Genomic DNA, 20,477 nt, shown 5'->3' with positions numbered 1-20,477 from the left:
GGTCAGTCGTGGGTGACTCGGCGGGAGTGGGTGCGCAGTTCACCGTCGATGCGGACGAGCACGTCGTGCACCACACAGCTCGGCGCGATCTCCGGCGCTGCGCCGGGCCGGATCTTGACCACCAGGCAGTACATGGTGGCGCCGATGCTGCCGTCGTCGCGCGGGGAAAGGTTGATCATGTTGAACCAGTGCCGGCGTTGCATCGGATCGCTGTCGAACCGCTTGTGGAACTCCACCAGATCCGACACGATCCCGGCGCGGGTGCGCGCGGGCGGACGTCCGGGGGTGTGCTCGAATTCGGCGTCCTCGGTGAAGGTTTCGGCGTAGCCGGTGATGTCGCGGTTGTCCAGGCGTTGCATCTGATCGGCGTAGAACTGCTGGACCTCGGCGTACAGCTCGGCACGGCTGGCGACAGTGGTCATGGACGGCTCCTCGGAAGACGGTGTGGCCGCCGGGATTCCGGGCGGACCTCGATCGCGCTCCACGGTCGCCGACAGCGCTCGAGATTCGGTCGAGCCCACACCGATTTGACCGGTCTTATAGGGGCTTTCGCGACGCTGGTGGCCGGACGGGCCGGTGGAATCGGATCCAGCACCGATGGAGGAGATATGGCGGACAGTCAGCGCGTGGCGCTGGTCAGCGGAGCGACCAGCGGAATGGGCTTGCAGATCACGAAACACCTTGCGGCACAGAATATTTCGGTGTTCATCTGTGCCCGGGACGAGCAGCGGGTGGCCGATACGGCCAAACAGTTGCAGGACGACGGGTTCGCGGTGGACGGGGTGGGGTGCGACGTCCGCGACGCCGCCCAGGTCCGGGAGTACGTCGACGCCGGGGTCCGGCGGTTCGGCCCGGTCGACATCCTGGTCAACAATGCCGGCCGCAGCGGCGGCGGCGTAACCGCGCAGATCGAGGACGAACTGTGGCTCGACGTCGTCGAGACGAACCTGCACAGCGTCTTCTACGCCACCAAGGCCGCGCTCACCGCCGGCGGCATGCTCGACCGGGGCAGCGGCCGGATCGTCAACATCGCCTCGACGGGCGGTAAGCAGGGGGTGCTCCACGGCGCGCCGTATTCGGCCTCCAAACATGGGGTCGTCGGCTTCACCAAGGCGCTGGGGCTGGAGCTGGCCAAGACCGGGATCACGGTCAACGCGGTATGCCCGGGATTCGTGGAAACACCGATGGCCGAACGGGTTCGGGAGGTCTACTCGGGTCTGTGGGGTGTCGATACCGACGAGGTGCACGCGCGGGTGAGCGCCCGGGTGCCGATCGGCCGCTACGTCCAGGTCGACGAGGTGGCCGCGATGGTGGACTACCTGATCTCGCCGGCCGCCGCCGCCGTGACCGCACAGGCATTGAATGTCTGTGGCGGCCTGGGCAACTACTGACCGCGGAGCACCGTCATGACAACAATGGACGAAAATGTCACGTCCGCGGCGGAACTCGACTCCAGCCAGCACGACTACCTGCAGATACTCGACGCCATCCAGTCGGGTGCGCTGCGTCTGCTGGCCGGGTTCCCCGCCCAGCCCAGCGGGCTGCGGATCCAGGTCGGTGAGGTGACCGTCGAGGCGCAGTGGCCACAGGGCCCGGGGGAGACGGCCGTGAGTGCCGGCGTGGCACCGGCACCCGATACCGCGACCGAGGTGCCGGCTACCGATCCGGTGATCCGCGCGCCCAGCGTGGGAGTCTTCTACCGGAGCCCGCAGCCCGGTGCCGAGCCGTTCGTAGCGGTCGGCGACCGGGTGTCGCCGGGGCGTCAGGTCGGCATCGTCGAGGCGATGAAGTTGATGATCCCGGTGACCACCGACTCGGGCGGAGTCCTCACCGCGATCCTCAAACAGGACGGTGAATCCGTGCAATTCGATGAACCCCTGTTCTCGTACTCGCCGGAGTGATCAACACGGGCGGGCGGACCTGCGCCAAGTGAGAATGCGGCGCTGAGTCCGCCCGTCCACCCGCGCGGCGCCGACCAGCGTCAGCACGTCACCGTCGAGTGACAAGTGGCGTACCTGCTCGGTGCCGGCCCAGGCGGGATTCGAGCAGACGCTGATCGCGTGCATCACCGTCGCGGTTCCCGTCGTGCGCCAGGTCCCGGCATAGCCCATGAAGGCATTCGTCGCGGCGGTGCTGTCGGTGCGCATCATGCTCACCGAGACCGAACCCTGTGCGGTGTAGATCAGCAGACCACGCGGCGCCGGGCCGAGCGGCCCTTCGCTGCGCACGTCCGCGTCATCGATGTCGTAGTAGGACAACAGTTCCCAGGTGCCGACGAGATCAGTCGCAGTCATGGGCCTCACGATGCGTGCCGTCGCTCGAATCATGCTCGAGCGTTCCCGCGGGCGTAGTCGTAGGCGGTACGCACCAACTGCCAGACCTGCTCGAGTTCGTCCTCGTCGCGCGGGCCGTAGACCATCAGCAGTGTCGCCGGCAGGACGCCGGCGCGGGCCATCGGATGCTGTTCGGCCCAGCCCGCCGAAACGGCTTCGGCGGCAGCCGATTCCGGCAGTCGTAGATGCAGGCTGCCGTCGGCGCGCCCGTGCAGATGCGCGAACTCGGTGCCGGTCAGGAAGGCGTCGTCCGGTCCGTGCGCGACCTCGGGTCGCAGATGCAGGGCGCGCGTATCGGGCAGCGAGACCGCACTGCGGGCGGCCAGCGTGCCGTCGAGCGTGACCATGCGCGCCCACAGCGCTTCCTGGAGCCGGACGTCCGGATTCTGGGTGAGCTGCTGATGGGGATTATGTGGCCGGGTGAGCGGGCGTTCGCCCCGCCGCTGGGGCAGGCGCAGACTTCCGTGGGGTGCGGTCGCAGTCATCACTGTGCTCCTCTCGCGCCGGTGAAGGCTTCTGGTCACACAGTAGTTTCCAAAGTATAGTAGTTACCAAATGGAAAGTGCCTAGGAGTGATCATGACGCCCGTCACGCCGCCGCCCGTCGCCGATCCCTGTCCGATCTCGCCGGTGGTCGACCTGTTCTTCGGACGCTGGTCCACCCAGGTGCTGTGGGTGCTGATCCACGACGGCCGGATGCGTTTCAACGAAGTGCAGCAACGCATTCCGGGCGTCACGCCCAAGGTGTTGACCCAGCGGCTGCGCCAGCTCGAACGCGACGGTCTGGTGCAGCGGACCTACCATCCCGAGGTCCCCCCTCGCGTCGAGTACGCGGCCACCGCGCTGGCCGCCACCCTCACTCCGCTGTTCGACGGTCTCGCGCGGTGGTCGAACGAGCACCTGGCGCAGGTGCTGGCGGCACGCGCCGCCTACGACGCGGGCGAACGCTGAGCCGCCGATTCCAGGAGCAGCTCGGCGAATTCGCGCGGCATGGTGATCATGCAGTCGTGGCCGGTCGGCAGGATCTTGAGCCGTTCGGCGGGCAGGTCCGCCGGGGGCAGGGTCCGCGGCATCGCCGCTCGCATCGCCTTGAAGGCCTCGCCGCCCTCGCTGCAGTGGATGTGGGTGACGGGGACGAGTGCCAGATCGTCCGGATTGCGCAGTGTCAGCGGCTGGTGAAAGGTTTTGAGCGACTGGGCCGTCAGCATCGAGGCCACCCAGCTCAGATCGGGTTCCTCGGTGACGCCGTTGATTCCGCTGTCACCCATCGGTTCGGTCGGCGGGGGCACCCGCCAGCCGTCTCCGACGGCGGCGGCAGCGGTCGTGAACGCCTCGACCATGTCCGGCATGATGTCGGCGACGGCTTCGCCGTCTCGTGGCACGAAGGTGTCCACGTAGATCAGCTCGGCGATGCGGTCCGGGAACCGGTCCGCGAGCGCGGTGACCACGATCCCGGCATAGCTGTGGCCCACCAGGATCACCTCCCGCAGATCCTCGGCGACGATCAGCTCGGCGAGATCGTCGACGTGGGTGTCGAGTCCCACGTCGGGAGTGAGCTCGTCGGCGCGTTCGCCCATGCCGGCGAGTGAGGGCGCGAAGACACGGTGGCCGGCCGCGGTGAGCAGCGGGGTCACCCGCTGCCACGCCCAGCCGCCGTGAAACGCGCCGTGAACGAGGAGATAGGTCGACACGACAAGGTCCTCCTGGGTATGGGAATCAGGTACTGGAAACGAGCTGGTCGCCGTGTGCGGGCGGGACGTGCTCGGGCCGGATCCCGAGGCCGATCACCCGTGCCACCACGTGCGAGAGGCCGGGGAAGCGACGCAGCAGCCGGGCCAGCAACGGCTTGTCGGTGCTGGGTCCGCCCGCGTTCGGATACAGGTCGGCGAGCAGTCGCAATTGCGCGAATTGCACCACGCGCATGGGGAATTCGCGGCGGCGCTGCACCGCGCGCAACAGCGCGAGACCCGGCACACCGCCCCCGGCCAGTGTCGGCGCCAGCAGCCGCGCGGCGGCGACCGCGTCCTGGACCGCGAGATTGATACCGACACCGCCCGCCGGCGACATCGCGTGCGCGGCATCGCCGATCGCGAGCAGACCGGGCCGGCACCAGTGCCGCAGTCGGTCCACCCGCACATCGAGCGGTTTCACATCGTCCCAGTCGCGGATCGCGGCCTCGAGACCCGGCGCCAGCACCGGATAGATGGCCGCGAGCTGCGCCCGGAACGCCGACAGCCCGCCGGCCTGGATCGCCTCGAATCCGCCTTTGGGAATCATGTAGGCGACCTGCAGGTAGTCGCCGCGATCGATGCAGACGATGAAGAAGCCCTTGCCGCTGCGCACCGTCGGCAGGCTCTCGCCGGCGGGTTTGCCCACCCGGAACCACAACACGTCCATCGGCGCCCGGCTCGCCGCCACCGCGAGCGCACCGCTGGTGCGTACCAGGGAATTACGTCCATCGGCGGCGATGACAAGACGGGCCCGCACCTCCAGCGGACCGTCCGGGGTGGCAGCGCGTACGCCGGTGACGGTGCCACCGGACTCGAGCAGTGCGGTGACCTCCGCCCGCTGCAGCAGACGGAATCCCGGGTATCGGCGGCCGGTTTCGGCGAGGAAGTTCAACACGTCCCACTGCGGCATGAACGCCACGAACGGAAACCGGCCGGGCAGCCGGCGGAAGTCGGCGAACACCACCGGTCCCATCGCGGTCGCCATCGGCAGCCGCGGGGCCCGCACGTGCGGCAGCCGGAGAAATTCCTCGGCGAGCCCGAGTTCGTCCATCACCGTCAGCGTCGACGGATGGACGGTGTCACCGCGGAAGTCGCGCAGGAAGTCCGGATGTTTCTCCAGCACAATGACTTTCGCCCCTGAGCGGGCCAGCAGCACACCGGCGACCAGTCCCGCCGGCCCGCCGCCGACCACGCACACATCGACGGTCTCGGCCGTGCCGGGTTCTTGCTCGCTCATGCCAGGCACGCCGGTACCCGGCCGTCGTTGTAGCCGACCATCTCGTCGAAGATGGCGAGCACATCCAGCGGCGCCCCCGGTGCCGCGCCGTCCGCTTCGGCATAGGCGCGATGGAGATTGCCGACCACCCGCTCGGCATCCACCAGATTCTCGAACTCGCCGGGATCGGCCTCGAGCGCGATGCCCAGCGGAGTCAGCCCCAGCGCGCGGCCGTCGAGCGCCAGCCTGCCGATCCACTCCAGGTACCGGATCGTGTGATCGAAGATCTCCGGTCCGGTGACCGGGCCGTGGCCCGCCACAACGGTTTCCGCGCCCAGCCCGGCCAGGGTCCGGACCGCGGCGAGGGTGCCCGCGACCGAACCGAACAAGCAGAACGGCGCCGCACCCGACATCACCAGATCCCCGGCGAACAGCACCTTCTCCGCGGGCAGCCACGCCACCACGTCGTTGTTGGTGTGCGCCGCCGGACCCAGATGGATCAGCTCGACCCGCCGATCGCCGACGTGCAGGGTCAACCGGTCGGAGAAGGTGACGGTGGGCGGCGTCACGCGCACGTCACCCCACCGGACCTGCGGCCACAGCTGCGTCAGGGCCAGCCCGGTGTCGATCATCTCGGCGCGGATCCGATCGTGTCCGATGAGGACCGCGGCCGGCCCGAACAGATGGTTGCCGAAATTGTGGTCGCCGTGGTGATGGGTGTTGACCACGGTGCGCGCCGGTCCGCCGGCGACCCGATCGACATGCTCGATCAGGCCGCGGGTGCGGTCCTCGGTGGCGAGCGTGTCGATCACCAGCGCACCGTCGGGCCCGGCGACGACACCGGCGTTGCTGACGCACCAGCCGCCGTGGCCGTGGGTGTAGGCGAACACACCGTCGGCCACTTCCCGCACCACCGGTTCGGCGAGCTGCGGACTTCCGGTCGCCGTCATGACGGGGCTTTCGCGGATTCGGCGCGGCGGGCCGCGATGTATTGCGCCGCGCACAGCAGGGTGTTGCGGCTGTTGGTGCCGAGGGCCTCGCCGAGGTAGGCGCGCGCCTCGGCGAGACCGGTGCCGGGGCCGAGGATGTCGCGCGCGGCGGCGGGGTTGATCGCCACCGTGTGCCGCGCGGTGACCACCACGCCGGCGGGATCGTCGGCGAATTCCCATGCGCCACTGTGCCCGAACAGCATCGCGGGTGGCAGTTGCTGTTTGTAGTCGATGCGCTCGGCCGGGACACAGATCCGGATCGACCGCGTGGTGTGCGGGATACCGCCCTCGGTGACGGTGTCCATTTCCATCAGCTGCACCCCGTCGGCATCCTCGGTCAGATCCACCCGGCCGACGTGCGGAACGTGGTCGGGCCAGCGGTCGCTGTGGTAGACGAAGTCGTAGAGTTCGGCCGCCGTCGCGTCCAGGGTCACCCGATCCTCGAAGGTGACGATGATGTCGTCGACCGGATGCCCGAGCTCGGCGATCCGGGCCAGCGCCGCGAGTTCCGCCACGCTGTTGCGGTCGACCGCCCCGGTGATCACGTCCGGATCCACACCGTCGGCGACGGTGAAATGGTGATCGAGTGTGACAGTCGTTGTGCGCGGCCCGGTTTCGTCGAATGTCCACTGCCCGCCCATGGAGGCGATCGGCGCCCGGCTGCGTTCCTGCTCGAACGTGATGCGCCGGCCGGCGGCATCCAGGGTCCGCCGCGAGGTCCAGTCGATGACCTGACCGTTCACCGTCGCCCACAGCCGGAATCGCTCCTCGTCGGCGCCGCGGTGCAGATGCCGCACCAGCACGGACGGTTCGAAGATCACCGGCCAGCGGCCGACGTCGGCGACCAGCCCGTAGACCTCGTCCGCGGGCGCCTCGACGACCCGGGTGTGCGTTGTGCGGATGGTCATGCCACACCCGCCAGCTGCTCGTTGACGATGTCGATCAGCTCCTGCGGGGTCTTGACGTCGATGAGCTGTTCCTCGGGGACCGTCACCCCGAACTCGCGCTGGATGCGCGAGGCGGCTTCGATCAGGGCCAGCGAGTCGTAGCCGAGCTCCTCGAACTCGACCTCGGCGATGTCACCGGCGAGTTCGGGGGCGTCCTCGTCGCCGCCGGCGCAGGCCACGAGAATTCGGCGCAGGGTGTCGATGGTGATGGTCATGATCTGCTCCTGAGTGCATTCGAACGGATACTGCGATTGCTGTGAAGTCGGGTCAGCGCGGGTTCGCGCGCACGACCACCGCGGAGTTGAAACCCCACCGGCCGCGCGCGAGCACCAACCCGGCGCCGAGGTCGGCCGAGCGCGGTTCGCCGCGGACGAGGTCGATCCGGCATCCTTCGGCGAGTTCGGTGGTGGCCACGGTCGGCGGGATCACCGCGTCGCGCATGGCCAGCAGGCAGGTGACGATGTCGAGCGGGCCCGCGCCGGAGAGCAGCCGCCCGGTGAGCGGTTTCGTGGCGGTCACCGGGACCCCGCCGGGACCGAAGACGGCCTCGAGGGCCGCGGCCTCGGCGCGGTCGGCGTCGGGGACACCGGCGGCATCGGCGAAGACGACATCGATGTCGTCGCTGCGCAGTCCGGCATCGGCGAGCGCCAGCTCGATGGCCCGCTGCAGTCCCGGCGGGCGCGGCGAACCCGGCGGCGGGTCGAAAGTCTGCGCGTATCCGGCGATTTCGCCGTAACAGTCGGGCACACCGCGGGCCTGGGCCGCCGCGGCGTCCTCGAGCACCAGCATGGCCCCGCCTTCGCCCGGCACGTTGCCCGCCGCCTGCGCGTCGAACGGCAGATAGGCGCGCGCGGGATCGGTTGCGGTACTGATCGTTCCGGCCGCGATGTGGGACACCCAGCCCCACGGGTCGAGCGCCGAATCGACGCCGCCGGTGACCACCAGGGGTGTGCCGCGGCGCACGGTGCGCCGGGCGTGGCCGATCGCGTCCAGGCCGCCGGCCTGCTCGGCGACCAGCGCGCTGCTCGGTCCCCGCATGCCGTGCCGGATCGAGATCTGGCCGGTGTTCACCGCGTAGAACCAGGCGAACGACTCGTACACGCTCACGTGCTCGGAGCCGCGCGACCACAGCTTGTTGAATTCGCGGTGGGTGAATTCGAAACCGCCGGAGGCGTTTCCGGTGACCACACCCATGCCGTAGTCGGTCAGTGCGCTGGTGTCGACCTTCGCGTCGTCGAGTGCCCACTGCGCGGCCACCAGCGCCATCCGGGTGGAGACGTCGGTCTGCGGCAGCAGCCGGCTCGGCAGATACTTGCCGGCGTCGAACTCGGCCACCTGTCCGGCCAGGGTCGCGCCGAACCCGGTGGTGTCGAAGCGGGTCAGCGGCGCGATCGCCCCGCGTCCCGCCAGCACGGCATCCCAGAAGTGCTCCAGGCCCAGCCCGTTGGGCGCCACCACACCCATCCCCGTCACGACGCTCATGCCGGCACCCCCTGCGGCCGGCGCAGCACCATGGCGCTCTGGAAGCCGCCGAAGCCGCTGCCGACGCTCAGTACCGTGTCGATGCGGTGATCGCGCGCGGTGAGCGGCACGTAGTCGAGATCGCATTCCGGGTCCGGCTCGTGCAGATTCGCCGTCGGCGGCACCACTTGGTGCTGCAGCGCGAGCAGGCAGGCCGCGATCTCCACCGAACCGATGGCGCCGAGGGAATGACCCACCATCGACTTGATCGAACTCATCGGCGTGCGGTACGCGTGCTCGCCCAGACTGCGTTTCACCGCCGCCGTTTCGTGGCGATCATTCTGGCGAGTGCCCGACCCGTGGGCGTTGACGTAGTCGACGGCGGTGGGATCGACCCGCGATTCGTCCAACGCCACCCGGATCGCCTCGGCCATCTCCCGCCCGTCGGCCTTGAGACCGGTCATGTGGTAGGCGTTGCAGCGGGTCGCGTAGCCGGTGATCTCCGCGTAGATGCGCGCGCCGCGGCGGCGGGCGCTGTCGTACTCCTCCAGCACGAACATCGCCGCCCCTTCGGCGAGGACGAAACCGTTGCGCGAGTTGTCGAACGGGCGCGAGGCGTGCTCGGCATCGTCGTTGCGCGGCGTGGTCGCCTTGATCGCGTCGAAGCAGGCCACCACGATCGGCGTGATCGGGGTATCGGCGGCGCCGGCCAGCACCACGTCGGCGGAGCCCTCACGGATCAACTGCACCGCGTGCCCGACCGAGTCCAGTCCCGACGTGCACCCGTTGGACACCATGGCCACCGGCCCCTCGGCGCCCACGCTCCACGCCACCTCGGCCGGCATCACACTCGGCACCATGTAGTCGAACATGTAGGGCGAGACGTGCTTCTCGTCGACCACCCAATCGCGCCCGGAGTCCGACAGCACCAGATATTCCTGTTCCAGGCTCGTCGCCGCGGCGACGGCACTGCCCAGGCTGACACCGATGCGCTGCGGATCGAGCGTCTCGATGCCGAGACCGCTGTCGGCCACCGCTTCGCGGGCACACACCACAGCGAACTGCGCGGCGCGGTCCATGCGGCGAATCTCCCTGGGCGACAACCCTTCCCGGGCCGCGTCGAAATCCGCCTCGCCCGCCACCTGGGACCGGTAGGGTGAGGCGTCGAAGAAGCTGATCCGGCGGGTGGCGGTGCGCCCTTCCGACAGCAACTTCCAGAATTCGTCCTTGCCGTTACCACCGGGCGCACGCACCCCGAGCCCGGTCACGACGACGCGACGGTTCATGACGAACCTCCGAATGCATTGGCGTACACAGCTGTTGTCCCTTCTCGCCGAACAGTCCCGAAAGTCCCCGAGATCACGATCAGGGTGAAGCGGGCCGCTCGAGCCCCGCTCGAGCAGCGCGATCGAGCTGTCCTCGAGTGCGCAGCGCGAACCTGAGGGCACCGGACGCTGCGGTCCGGCTCACCGTGGCCGATCGAGCACAGGAGACACCCCGTGAAGATGCCGCCAAGCTCCCATACCGCGGACTGGGTACTATGCCCAGGCTGCCGTATTCCGCTGTATCGCAAGCGTTTCGAACGAGACCTCGGCGTGTGTGGCGAATGCGGTCGGCACACCACCGTGTCCGCCGAACAGCGGGTGTGCCAACTGGCCGACGAGGGCCGGTTCGAGCCGCTGCCGATCGCCGGCACCGAGGACGACCCGCTGAACTTCCAGGACGTGGTGCCCTATGCCGAACGGCTGGCGGGCGCGCGGGCGCGCACCGGACTGCGGGACGCGGTCGTATGCGTGACCGCCCGCATCGAGGGCTCCGCGGTCGTCATCGTCGCCATGGACTTCCGCTTCCTCGGCGGCAGCCTGGGCACCGCGGTCGGTGAAATGATCACCGTGGCCGCCGAATACGCTCTGGCCGAGCGTATTCCGCTGCTCCTGGTCACCGCCTCCGGCGGCGCCCGCATGCAGGAGGGTCCGCTGTCGCTGATGCAGATGGCCAAGACCAGCGCGGCGCTCGAACAACTCGATCGCGCGGGCATCCTGACCGTCAGCCTGATCACCGATCCGACTTACGGCGGTGTCGCGGCCTCGTTCGCGACGCTGACCGACGTGCTGATCGCCGAACCCGGCGCCCGGCTGGGCTTCGCCGGACGCCGGGTCATCGAGCAGACGATCCGCCAGGAACTGCCGCCGCAGTTCCAGACCGCGGAGTTTCTGCTCGACCACGGCCTCATCGACATGATCGTGCCCCGGTCGGGACTGCGTGCGACGCTGGGTTCGCTACTGCGCATCGCGGGACCGGTCGACCCCACCGGCGGACCGGACGGGGAGGCGGGCATCATTACCGATCCGCATTCGCTGCCCGAGACCGAAGCCTGGGACCAGGTGCGTCGGGCGCGGCAGATCACCCGGCCCACCGCTCTCGACTATGTCGCCCTCGCATTCGACGGATTCCTCGAACTGCACGGCGACCGCATCGGCGCCGACTGTCCCGCGATCGTCGGCGGACCGGCCCGGCTCGGCGATCAGCCGGTGATGGTGATCGGCCAGCAGAAGGGGCACGATCCCAAGGAGCTGATGGCCCGCAACTTCGGCATGCCGACGCCGGCGGGATATCGGAAGGCCGCCCGGCTCATGCGGCTGGCGGAGAAGCTCGGCCTGCCGGTCGTCACGCTCATCGACACACCGGGCGCCTATCCGGGCGCGTCCGCGGAGGAACAGGGCCAGGCCATCGCCATCGCCGAGAACATCCGTCTGATGTCCGCCCTGCGCGTTCCCGTGATCAGTGTCGTGATCGGCGAGGGCGGCAGCGGCGGCGCGCTGGCACTCGCGGTCGCCAACCGGGTGCTGATGCTGGCCGACTCGGTCTACTCGGTGATCAGTCCCGAGGGCTGCGCGGCCATCGTGTGGAACGACGCGAGCGCATCGGCCGAAGCCGCTGCGGCACTGCATATCACCGCTCGCGACCTGTTGCGGTTGGGCATCGTCGACGGTGTCCTGCCCGAGCCCGGCCACGATGGCGCGGCCGCGTCGCGGCCGGCGGCCGAGCGGCTGCGTCGCGCCCTGGCCGCGACGCTACAAGCCTTGATCGGGCGCAGCGGTGAGGAACTGGCCGCGCAGCGCCGAGCCAGATTCCGCCGCTTCGGTGTCCCCCTGGCCGCCCGCACGGCGGCGTGAGAGGTAGCAGGCGCGATGTTCGACAAAATTCTGATCGCCAACCGGGGCGAGATCGCGATGCGGGTGGCCCGCACCTGCCGGGAGATGGGCCTGCGCACCGTCGCGGTCTATTCGGCGGCCGACCATGATTCGGCTGTCGTGACATTCGCCGACGAGGCCGTGCGGATCGGTCCCGCCGCGGCCAAACGCAGCTATCTCGACGCCGCCGCCATTCTGACCGCCGCGGAGATCACCGGTGCCGATGCCATCCACCCCGGCTACGGATTCCTCTCGGAGTCACCGGATTTCGCCGATGCCTGCCGGGCCGCCGGGATCACGCTCATCGGGCCGCCCGCGGACGTCATGGCCGAATTGGGCGATAAGCAGTCGGCGCGCACGCTGATGGCCAAAGCCGGACTGCCGCTGTTGCCGGGCAGTCTGGACGCGCTCGAATTCGACGAGGCGCAGGCTCTCGCGGACCGGATCGGGTACCCGGTGATCATCAAGGCCGTCGCCGGAGGCGGCGGGCGTGGGATGGCGGTGGTGCACGACAGCGCCGATTTCGCCCGGGCCTACCGGGATACCCGGGCCACGGCCCGCATGCTCTTCGGCGACAGCCGGGTGTATGTAGAGAGGTACCTGGACCGCGCCCGCCATGTGGAGGTCCAGGTGCTGTGCGACACCTTCGGCGCGGGTGTCCATCTCGGCGAGCGTGATTGCTCGGTGCAGCGCAGGCACCAGAAGCTGGTGGAGGAGTCCCCGGCGCCCCGGCTGCCGGACGGACTGGCCGCGCGGATCGGCCGGTCCGCGGTCGACGGGGTCCTCGCCGCCGGATACACCGGCGCCGGCACCGTCGAATTCCTGCTCGACTCGGCCGGCAACTACTACTTCATGGAAGTGAATTGCCGAATTCAGGTCGAGCATCCGGTCACCGAGATGGTCACCGGTATCGATCTGATCGCCGAGCAGATCAGGATCGCCGCCGGCGAACCGCTGGCGTGGACGCAGGATCGCATTCAGCCGAAGGGCGCCGCGATCGAATGCAGAATCAACGCGGAGAATCCGGCGGCCGGATTCGCGCCGACACCGGCCAGGATCTCCGAATTCACCGCGCCCGGAGGGCCGTTCACCCGAGTGGACACCCATATTCGGGCGGGCTACTCGATACCGTCCCACTACGATTCGCTGCTCGCGAAGGTTGTCGTGTGGGCGCCCGATCGCGACGCCGCGATCGCCCGCATGCGGCGAGCGCTCACGGAATTCCAGGTCGACGGCGAACGATTGTGCACCACTCGTGATTTCCTGCTGGAGGTCCTCGATCAGCCGAAATTCCGGGCCGGTACCCATACGACCGCCCTGGTGGAAGAAATATTCGAGGGTACCGGCCCGGAATGACAGGCGCCGGGTCAGGCGGGCGTCGCGGAGCGTTCCGCACCCGCCTGCCAGCCGATCAGATATCCGGCATGCCGGCGCTCGAGCATCAGAGTCACCGATTCGTCGGAGGCATTGAGAATGTCGCCGTGCAACCGGCGCAACTTCACACAGGGATCCAGCCCCAGTTCCCGCTGCAGCGAACGGGCGAATTCATGGTAGGACTCGAGCGCGCGATGCCGCCGTCCGGAACGGCACAGGGCGTACATGTAATACGCCTGCAGTCGTTCGTGCAGGGGCTGTTCGGCGGTCAGTCGCGCCAGGTCCGGGCAGACCTCGCGGTAGCGGCCCAGCCGCAGCTCGGCTTCGATCCGCAGCTCGAAGTTGGTCAGCCGCAACTGTTCCAGATGCGACAGCTCGGCCGACAGTGGCAGGCCGCTGTCGACGTCCAGCAACGCCGGACCGGTCCACAGCGCTTCGGCCGCCGTGAAAAGGTCCACGGCGCGCATATCGTCTCCGGCATTCAACGCGCAGCGACCGGCGTCGGTCATCGTGCGATAATCGCGCAAATCCAATACGCAGTCCTGTGCGTCGAACATATATCCTTTGCTCCAGGTGCGGAGAAATCTATCCGCGATCTCGCCCTGGTCGACATGCAGGTACTGCGCCATCTTCTTTCGGATACCCAGTACGTAGGTCTGTACGACCGTTATCGCGCTGCGTGGCGGGTCGTCGTTCCACAACTCCTCGATCAAAGTCGTGACAGGAACCACCGTCGAATGCCGAATCAACAGCAATGCCAGCAATTTACGTTGTTTCTGTGCGGTCGGCGTCGCATTGCGGTTGTCGAGGGCGAGAGTCAAAGGGCCCAGAACGCGGGCATACACAGGATTCGACACGTAGCGTCCCCTTGTAGCATGAATTGCTGCGGTGAGCGTGGAATCATACGTCGCTGTAGACCGTTTCAGGGTACCGAGGGCATTGTGGCGAGACTGTAAACCCATGGTGATCATACCGTTAACGCCTACAACCGTTCTTGTTCCCCGCAGGTCGGGAATGATGTGGACGCCCGACTGGGACGTGGCCCGGCCAAACTTCCCTGAAACCGATTGTCACTGAACGTGATCCGTGCTGTACACCGCCCGGAAACGCGCCCGCCCGAGAAATGCGTCCCACATCGGCGGCGGTCGTGGATCGGCACGGGGATGAGTGTGTGAACGGTCCTCGACGAGATGTCCAGCTCGTGAGCATCCGCTGCCGGGCGGCTCGCCGGATCACAACCGCCCCATGCCGGGCTCGTTCCCGTACCGGTACGCCCGAGCGTGCTGCGGCTGCTGGACTGTCGGACCTGCCGGCGCTCGTACTGTCCGTCAAATCCGATGTGCTGGACTGAAATTCACTCGCGGAGGCAGTGCTCGGTGACTTCTCCCAGTTGCCGCCCCGCACAGCGCAATCTGCTACGCCGGCGATTCCTCTGTGCGGAGAGGGGCACACAGCGATGCTGCCCGAGCAGTCCGCACTCCATGCCGCTGACTGCGTCGGCTGCCTGCGCAGCGCACACGCGAAGTACCCTCGGGATCCGAGCCTCGCCCGGCTCATCACCGAACTGCATAGCGGCAGCGCACATTCGAACAGCTGTGGAAAGCCGGCCGTCCGCGTCACCGGGCTCGAGCAATTCCGACCCACGACGTACCGTCCCGGCGCAGCGAAGCGGTGAGCACGACGCATCGGCGCCGCTGGGCAAGCCGACTGCGAACGGACCACGACGCATCGTGCGCCGGGTCGGCCTGGTAGCGGCACGCGGTCGCCGATGGAGCAGGGCCAGGTGTCGCCGCTGCCGGAGCGGGAACGTGGCAGATCTGCCCGGGCATCTGCCTACGAGGGGGACTCGCCCCGTCGAAACGGCATGTCTCGAGTCGAGATCTCGGGGTCGTCACCGGTCCGCCGTGGTTGTGGCGATCCGTCAGTCGACAGGCCCTCGGGCGGTCAGGACGGTCCTGAGCACGTACTCGACCGCGGACTCGAACAGCGCTCCCCGTAGCTCATCGCGTGCCGCGAGGGTGCGGGTGGCGAGGTCGAGCCTCTGATCAGGGGTCAGGCGGTGCACTACCAGGGCGGCAACGTCTTCCAGATCGAGGTCGCTGTTCGCGTTGTCCAGTCTGGTCAGGGCGAACGAGACGACGATCTCCTCGTCGGTCATACTCCGCCTCCGCCGTTCGCTTTTTCGGCCACGTCGTGGTGGTCAGACCCGATACTACGGCGTTGGTCGATCGGTTCACCCCTTCCGATGGATGGGATGGGGCCGATCGGGCGCGCTCGACGGCTGGTCCGGTGAACAGCGGTAGGTGGACTGGCTGGTCGATCGGTGCTGGACGAAGACCCGTTCCAGGAGCGTGTACAGCTGGACGCGGTCCTCGTCGGCGAGCCTGCTCAGGCCTTCTCGGGTCTGGTGCATCGTCGCGCGGATCGCGTCGACGGCACGCTCGCCCTCGGGTGTGATGACCAGATTGGTGACGCGCCGATCGGATGCGCTGGCCTCCCGACGCACGAGACCCCGCCTTTCCAGCCGGTCGATGATCCCGGTGACGTTGGACGCATCGCACGCCAGTATCTCGGCCAGTGTGCGCATCGCGGCGGGGCCCCGGCGCAGCACCGTCAAGGTCTTGCCCTGGCTTGCCGTGAGGTTTTCACTCGCCGCTGCGACCGTGAAGTCGCTGTAGTAGACGCCCAGCGACACCGAGAGCAGCTCCATGAGCTGGGCGGTGTCGATGTGCGGGACGTGGGCCATGTAATTCATCCTACGTGTCGAAACTTGACCATCTCAACCATTCGCCCCTACCGTGGAAAATGCTTGAGTATGTCAACCATCAAAGTTGTCAAGTTTTTATGAGGAGCATCCAGTGACCGTCACCGCGTCCGACACCTCCCGCGCAGCGGAGATCCTGTCCCGGCCCGTCGCGCTGAACAACCTGACCGTCCCCAACCGCATCGTGATGGCGCCGATGACGCGCATGTTCTCCCCGGGCGGCGTTCCGGGTGACGATGTGCGGTCCTACTATGCGCGCCGGGCCGCCGCCGGTGTCGGCCTGATCGTGACCGAGGGGACCTATGTCGGCCACGAGTCGGCCGGTCAGAGTGATCGGGTACCGCGGTTCCACGGTGAGGAGCAGTTGGCGGGCTGGGCGAAGGTCGCCGCGGACGTGCACGCGGCGGGCGGCGCGATCGTGCCGCAGCTGTGGCACATCGGCATGGTCCGCAACCATGGCGAACAGCCCTACCCCGATGCCCCGGCCATGGGCCCCTCCGGTATTCGCGTCGACGGCACCGAGGCAACCGGCCGAGCGATGACACAGCGCGACCTCGACGACGTCATCGCCGCGTTCGCCGAGGCTGCGGCGGACGCCGAGCGGATCGGTTTCGACGGCGTCGAGCTACACGGCGCCCACGGCTACCTCGTCGATCAGTTCCTGTGGGCGCACACGAACCGCCGGACCGATACCTACGGTGGAGATCCCGTGGCGCGCACCCGGTTCGCGGCCGAGATCGTCGCCGCGGTCCGCGCGGCCGTATCGCCCGGCTTCCCGGTGATCTTCCGCTTCTCGCAGTGGAAGCAGGAGGCCTACAACGCGCGGCTCGCCGAGACCCCGCAGCAACTCGAGGCGATCCTGGCGCCGCTCGCCGCCGCCGGTGTCGACGCTTTCCATGCCTCCACCCGCCGGTACTGGCTCCCGGAGTTCGATGGCTCGGACCTGAACCTCGCCGGTTGGACCAAGAAGCTCACCGGTCAGCCCACCATCACCGTCGGCTCGGTCGGCCTCGACGGCGACTTCCTGCACGCCTTCACGGGCAAAGGCGCCGAACTCGGTAGCCTCGACAACCTCCTCGACCGCCTGGAACGCGACGAGTTCGACCTGGTCGCCGTCGGTCGCGCCCTCCTGCAGGACCCGCAATGGGCAACCAAAGTCCTCGGCGGCCGGATCGACGAGCTGAAGCCCTACGACGCGGCGGCGCTGAAAACGCTGAGCTAGGAGTCGGAATCGCCGCGAGCTCGAGAGGTGTGAGTGTGCAATCCCCGAATCGCTGGAATTCGCCACCGCGTGGGCGCCCTACGGCGGGACCGACGAAGAGGCGTTCATCCGATTGTGTTCGCACTCCGTGACGAGCCGCGATCGCCGCTGGCCACAGGCCGGCGTCGCGTTTTTGCAATACCGCCCGGCGTCGGTGTTGCAGGCTGGGCCGTCAGTAGTTTCGTTCCGGAGAGGAAAACCCATGGCAGTTGCTACGTTGAAGATGCTCACCCTGGACAGCGCCGACGCGCGGCGCGACGCGGAGTTCTGGGCGGCGGCGCTCGGTTGGACGATCGCGCACGTGCAGGACGAGTACGCCATGCTGACCGGGCCGGATCACGCGCTCGGATTCGGCACTGTCGCGGATTACCAGGCGCCGACCTGGCCGAACGAGAACGGCACGAAACAGTTCCACCTGGATCTGGCGGTCGAGGACCTCGAGGTGGCCAGTAAACAACTGGTCGAACTGGGTGCGACGGTGCCGGAGTTCCAGCCGGGCGAGACCTGGCGGGTGTTGCTCGATCCGAGCGGCCACCCGTTCTGCCTCACACTCGCCGCCAACTGGGGCTAGGGCCACGATCGACGCCGTCGACACCTCCGGCCCCGGTCCGCGCCGCGCTCACCGCGCGGCGCGGACCGGCGAGTCACGCGGGACAGCGGCGAATCCGTTGCGCACGCCGGTTGACCGGGGTTGCGGGAGCCCGAGCCGTGCCCGCAGAACTCCTGCGTACCCCGGCGCCATGGCCAACCAGGGCGAGGTGCTGGGCCATCCTCATCCCACGGTCTCCGATAGCGGGTTTCGGGCTTCGCCGAGCTTGCGGTAGTCCTCGAGGATGCCGCGAATGGAGGGAGTTACGCGGAGGTCGCTGCCCAGCGGCGCCCAGGTGTAGGCGGTGTGGGCCGACAGGCGGATGGGATATGTGGCGGCCACGTCGACGGCGAAATGCAGGCGGCGGACCGGTTTTCCGACCGGGGAGAGATAGTCGAAATGCCCTACGTGGCAACGGATTCGGGTAACGATCAGGCCTGTCTCGGTGGCGACGCCGCGTGCGACGGCAGCGTCGAGCGGTTCGTGGGGTTCGACGGTGGTGCCGGGGAGTTTGAGGGTTGCCTTGATGGGGCCGCTGTCGTCACGTTCGAGTAGCAGGACCTCCCCGCGGCGATCGATGATCACGCCGATTCGTAATGCGACACTGTCCTTTTCCGCGCGTTCGTACAGTTCGTTGAACAGAGATGTGGAGATCATCTGACTCACCAACTCTCGATCGGTGCACCACACGGGCAGAACAGTGATGACCCATTATTGCGGTAGAACGTGGTCGCCCGTGGCCGGAACACGTCCGCCGGCCGGTATTCGTCAAGACGTGGCGAGACCCCGTACATCCTGGCCGATTCGTCTGTCAGCCTGGACGCAGCGACTTCTGTTCGCGCTCGCCGCACAGCCAGTGGGTCAAGGCTTCATAGACTGTCTCGTGGTTGAGCAGGGTGAAATGATTCGCCCCGGTCAGGTGCAGACCGTTGGTGTCGTCGAAACCGATGCGGCGGGCGCGATTCCGGCCCGAACCGCTCGTGGTCAGCACCAAACCGTCCCCGATGACTCGGCCCAGGGGATGGCGCGGGCTGCGAGTTATCGTCGCGGTGACGAAATAGTGATCGGCGCCCTCGAGAAGCGGGACCTCGCGGATCGCTCGGCGACGCAACGCGTCCGGGTCCGCACCGTCCCAGTCCCCATCGACCAGTGAACCATGGCGCAGATCTCGGATGCCCGCACTGCGGCGGCGTAGTAGCCGTCCGAACGGGCGGGTCTCCGGGACGCGGACCAGTGCCGCGGAGAGGTAATGGACGAATTGCTCGAGCGGCGCACCCAGATGAGGTGACCCGAGGCAGACCACCTGGCGCACCTGCCGTACCCAGGAACGTCGGTCCTCGACGGCGGCGAAACACGCGCCACGGGCGATGAGCCCACCCATCGAATGGCCGACCAGCGACAACTGTTCGATCTCGACCGGCCAGTGCTCGACGAGGCGCTCTAACAGATCGTTCAGTTGCTGGGCGTTCTCGGAAATGTGCAGACCGCTGTTGTATCGCACCTGAACCGATGAGCAGCCGAGATCGGCCTCGAGTCGTTCGGCATAGGTCGGTCTGCCGCCGAGCCGCCAAGCGTGTTCGGTTTCCGCCAATCCGTGCAGGAAGATCACGACCCGACCGCTGGGGTTCGTGATGTGCTTCGCGAACCGCTCGGGTGCCGCTGCTTCGCCATCGGACCGAAACATCATGGGCGCGGCCAGGATCGGCCGCTGCTGCGCGAGAGTGTCGCCGATCAAGCCTTGTAGGGCCGCGAGGACGCCGGAGCCGAAAACCGTGCGCGACGGGGCGGGTATACCGGAAAACGTCGCGGCATGTTCGGCCAGCATGCCTGCCGACACCGCGGCACCGCTGACGATCCGGTACATGTTGTCGGCGATGGTGTCGTGTACCACCTGCGCCGGCCGTGCGGCTGGGCCGACCCCTTGCCGCACGGCCGCGAAGACGTGATCGGAGATGGCACGGTGCACCGCGGCGACCCCGTCGACGGCACCACCGAGTTCATCGCCGGCCAACCGGGCGAGCGCCCTGATCTCCGCCTGCTGCCGATCGCTCATCCAGTCAGTGTACGACTGTGCACTGACTGTGGGTGCTGGGCCAAGCGGAAACTGTGCCTGCCCCTGGACGATTACCCGGTGCGCGAGCACGCCCCGGTCCGGGCTTGGTGTGCGGGCAACGACGTCGGGCGGGTGTTCCTGCCGACCTGTTCGTCATGGTGAATCGCGTCGTGCGCGAGTGAGGGGAGCACCGGTGCTTTGCGCTGAACGGCACTGATCACCGCGGCCACGAAGAGCACGACGTCGCGATCGCCGGCTACATCCGCTGGCGCAACCGACATGCGGCCCCGGCCCGTGACGCGGGTCAAGGCTGGTGAGGGAGTCCGAAATCGTGGACAGGTGAAGAAGTCGCACAGCCGGCGGTGGCGCCGGCACCCGCGCTGCTGACCATCACGGCCCGCTACATCCCGGTGGGTCGCATCGGCGTGAACATGGCCGCCGGAGCGACCTGGTATCCGCGCAAAGTTCGTGCCCTGACCGTCGTCGGCGGGGTCAGCTGGGCGACGCATTCGGTCACGATGGCATCGGTGTTCGGAGAATGGTTCAGTGATCAGCCGATGTCGGTCA

23 protein-coding genes are annotated in these 20,477 nt (G+C 68.0%); 8 read left to right on the top strand and 15 right to left on the bottom strand.

What is annotated here, in order from left to right:
• Positions 1-2: 2 nt before the first annotated feature.
• Positions 3-422 (bottom strand): nuclear transport factor 2 family protein, encoded by a 420-nt coding sequence (locus tag LKD76_RS19465; protein ID WP_063002511.1) that lies wholly within the window; start codon positions 420-422, stop codon positions 3-5.
• 186 nt (positions 423-608) lie between these two features.
• Between LKD76_RS19465 and LKD76_RS19460 the strand changes: the two genes are divergently transcribed.
• Together LKD76_RS19460 and LKD76_RS19455 are read left to right on the top strand one after the other, a co-directional pair.
• The gene (locus LKD76_RS19460) at positions 609-1,391 is read left to right on the top strand and encodes an SDR family NAD(P)-dependent oxidoreductase (RefSeq protein ID WP_227982750.1); all 783 of its coding nucleotides are present in this window, start codon (positions 609-611) and stop codon (positions 1,389-1,391) included.
• Positions 1,392-1,406: 15 nt separating this feature from the next.
• Positions 1,407-1,901: an acetyl-CoA carboxylase biotin carboxyl carrier protein gene (locus LKD76_RS19455; protein WP_227982749.1), complete on the top strand. Its 495-nt coding sequence runs from the start codon at positions 1,407-1,409 to the stop codon at positions 1,899-1,901.
• Here the strand turns inward: LKD76_RS19455 and LKD76_RS19450 are convergent, their stop codons facing one another.
• Together LKD76_RS19450 and LKD76_RS19445 are read right to left on the bottom strand one after the other, a co-directional pair.
• Positions 1,902-2,294 carry a lipocalin-like domain-containing protein gene (locus LKD76_RS19450; protein ID WP_227982748.1) on the bottom strand — a complete coding sequence of 131 codons (393 nt, stop codon included), beginning with the start codon at positions 2,292-2,294 and terminating at the stop codon, positions 1,902-1,904.
• A gap of 29 nt (positions 2,295-2,323) precedes the next feature.
• Positions 2,324-2,818, bottom strand: coding sequence for a luciferase domain-containing protein (locus tag LKD76_RS19445; RefSeq protein ID WP_227982747.1), 495 nt, complete (start codon positions 2,816-2,818; stop codon positions 2,324-2,326).
• Between the two features lie 93 nt (positions 2,819-2,911).
• Between LKD76_RS19445 and LKD76_RS19440 the strand changes: the two genes are divergently transcribed.
• Positions 2,912-3,283 carry a winged helix-turn-helix transcriptional regulator gene (locus LKD76_RS19440; protein WP_036508201.1) on the top strand — a complete coding sequence of 124 codons (372 nt, stop codon included), beginning with the start codon at positions 2,912-2,914 and terminating at the stop codon, positions 3,281-3,283.
• On the opposite strand, the gene LKD76_RS19435 is transcribed toward LKD76_RS19440, so the two are convergent.
• From LKD76_RS19435 to LKD76_RS19405, 7 genes are read right to left on the bottom strand one after another with little or no spacing between them, the layout of a single operon-like run.
• The gene (locus LKD76_RS19435; protein WP_227982746.1) at positions 3,262-4,023 is read right to left on the bottom strand and encodes an alpha/beta fold hydrolase; all 762 of its coding nucleotides are present in this window, start codon (positions 4,021-4,023) and stop codon (positions 3,262-3,264) included. The genes LKD76_RS19440 and LKD76_RS19435 overlap by 22 nt on opposite strands.
• A gap of 25 nt (positions 4,024-4,048) precedes the next feature.
• On the bottom strand, positions 4,049-5,299 hold the full coding sequence (locus LKD76_RS19430; protein ID WP_227982745.1) for an FAD-dependent oxidoreductase: 1,251 nt from the start codon (positions 5,297-5,299) through the stop codon (positions 4,049-4,051).
• Positions 5,296-6,228 carry an MBL fold metallo-hydrolase gene (locus tag LKD76_RS19425; RefSeq protein ID WP_227982744.1) on the bottom strand — a complete coding sequence of 311 codons (933 nt, stop codon included), beginning with the start codon at positions 6,226-6,228 and terminating at the stop codon, positions 5,296-5,298. Before LKD76_RS19425 ends, LKD76_RS19430 begins: the two co-directional genes overlap by 4 nt.
• Entirely contained in the window at positions 6,225-7,175 is a 951-nt protein-coding gene (locus tag LKD76_RS19420) for an aromatase/cyclase (RefSeq protein ID WP_227982743.1), read from the bottom strand. The genes LKD76_RS19425 and LKD76_RS19420 overlap by 4 nt, the downstream gene beginning before the upstream one ends.
• Complete coding sequence (locus LKD76_RS19415; RefSeq protein WP_227982742.1) at positions 7,172-7,429, bottom strand: acyl carrier protein; 258 nt, start codon at positions 7,427-7,429, stop codon at positions 7,172-7,174. The genes LKD76_RS19420 and LKD76_RS19415 overlap by 4 nt, the downstream gene beginning before the upstream one ends.
• Positions 7,430-7,481: 52 nt before the next feature.
• Positions 7,482-8,696 carry a ketosynthase chain-length factor gene (locus LKD76_RS19410; protein ID WP_227982741.1) on the bottom strand — a complete coding sequence of 405 codons (1,215 nt, stop codon included), beginning with the start codon at positions 8,694-8,696 and terminating at the stop codon, positions 7,482-7,484.
• Complete coding sequence (locus tag LKD76_RS19405; RefSeq protein ID WP_227982740.1) at positions 8,693-9,961, bottom strand: beta-ketoacyl-[acyl-carrier-protein] synthase family protein; 1,269 nt, start codon at positions 9,959-9,961, stop codon at positions 8,693-8,695. The genes LKD76_RS19410 and LKD76_RS19405 overlap by 4 nt, the downstream gene beginning before the upstream one ends.
• A 219-nt stretch (positions 9,962-10,180) precedes the next feature.
• On the opposite strand from LKD76_RS19405, the gene LKD76_RS19400 reads away from it, so the two are divergent.
• Positions 10,181-11,851, top strand: a complete 1,671-nt coding sequence (locus tag LKD76_RS19400) for an acetyl-CoA carboxylase carboxyltransferase subunit alpha (RefSeq protein WP_227985313.1) — start codon at positions 10,181-10,183, stop codon at positions 11,849-11,851.
• Positions 11,852-11,866: 15 nt separating this feature from the next.
• On the top strand, positions 11,867-13,225 hold the full coding sequence (locus LKD76_RS19395; protein ID WP_227982739.1) for an acetyl-CoA carboxylase biotin carboxylase subunit: 1,359 nt from the start codon (positions 11,867-11,869) through the stop codon (positions 13,223-13,225).
• An 11-nt stretch (positions 13,226-13,236) separates the two neighbouring features.
• Here LKD76_RS19395 and LKD76_RS19390 read toward each other — a convergent pair whose 3' ends face one another.
• The gene (locus tag LKD76_RS19390; protein ID WP_227982738.1) at positions 13,237-14,100 is read right to left on the bottom strand and encodes an AfsR/SARP family transcriptional regulator; all 864 of its coding nucleotides are present in this window, start codon (positions 14,098-14,100) and stop codon (positions 13,237-13,239) included.
• 512 nt (positions 14,101-14,612) lie between these two features.
• On the opposite strand from LKD76_RS19390, the gene LKD76_RS32375 reads away from it, so the two are divergent.
• Entirely contained in the window at positions 14,613-14,918 is a 306-nt protein-coding gene (locus LKD76_RS32375; protein ID WP_227982737.1) for a hypothetical protein, read from the top strand.
• A 246-nt stretch (positions 14,919-15,164) separates the two neighbouring features.
• On the opposite strand, the gene LKD76_RS19380 is transcribed toward LKD76_RS32375, so the two are convergent.
• Both LKD76_RS19380 and LKD76_RS19375 read right to left on the bottom strand, forming a co-directional pair.
• The gene (locus LKD76_RS19380) at positions 15,165-15,401 is read right to left on the bottom strand and encodes a hypothetical protein (RefSeq protein ID WP_227982736.1); all 237 of its coding nucleotides are present in this window, start codon (positions 15,399-15,401) and stop codon (positions 15,165-15,167) included.
• 75 nt (positions 15,402-15,476) lie between these two features.
• A complete protein-coding gene (locus LKD76_RS19375; RefSeq protein WP_227982735.1) occupies positions 15,477-15,989 on the bottom strand; it encodes a MarR family winged helix-turn-helix transcriptional regulator in 513 nt (170 codons plus the stop codon).
• 112 nt (positions 15,990-16,101) lie between these two features.
• Here LKD76_RS19375 and LKD76_RS19370 point away from each other — a divergent pair, with 112 nt between their 5' ends.
• Together LKD76_RS19370 and LKD76_RS19365 are read left to right on the top strand one after the other, a co-directional pair.
• Positions 16,102-17,229: an NADH:flavin oxidoreductase gene (locus tag LKD76_RS19370; RefSeq protein ID WP_227982734.1), complete on the top strand. Its 1,128-nt coding sequence runs from the start codon at positions 16,102-16,104 to the stop codon at positions 17,227-17,229.
• 241 nt (positions 17,230-17,470) lie between these two features.
• Positions 17,471-17,839 (top strand): VOC family protein, encoded by a 369-nt coding sequence (locus LKD76_RS19365; protein ID WP_227982733.1) that lies wholly within the window; start codon positions 17,471-17,473, stop codon positions 17,837-17,839.
• Positions 17,840-18,040: 201 nt separating this feature from the next.
• Here LKD76_RS19365 and LKD76_RS19360 read toward each other — a convergent pair whose 3' ends face one another.
• Positions 18,041-18,514 carry an NUDIX hydrolase gene (locus tag LKD76_RS19360; protein WP_227982732.1) on the bottom strand — a complete coding sequence of 158 codons (474 nt, stop codon included), beginning with the start codon at positions 18,512-18,514 and terminating at the stop codon, positions 18,041-18,043.
• Between the two features lie 154 nt (positions 18,515-18,668).
• Positions 18,669-19,910 (bottom strand): esterase/lipase family protein, encoded by a 1,242-nt coding sequence (locus LKD76_RS19355; protein WP_227982731.1) that lies wholly within the window; start codon positions 19,908-19,910, stop codon positions 18,669-18,671.
• Positions 19,911-20,477 lie beyond the last annotated feature (567 nt).

This window comes from Nocardia spumae (assembly GCF_020733635.1).
Taxonomy (GTDB): Bacteria; Actinomycetota; Actinomycetes; order Mycobacteriales; family Mycobacteriaceae; genus Nocardia; species Nocardia spumae.
Note: the sequence above shows the minus strand (reverse complement) of the source record. Positions and strands in the feature narration are given on the sequence as shown.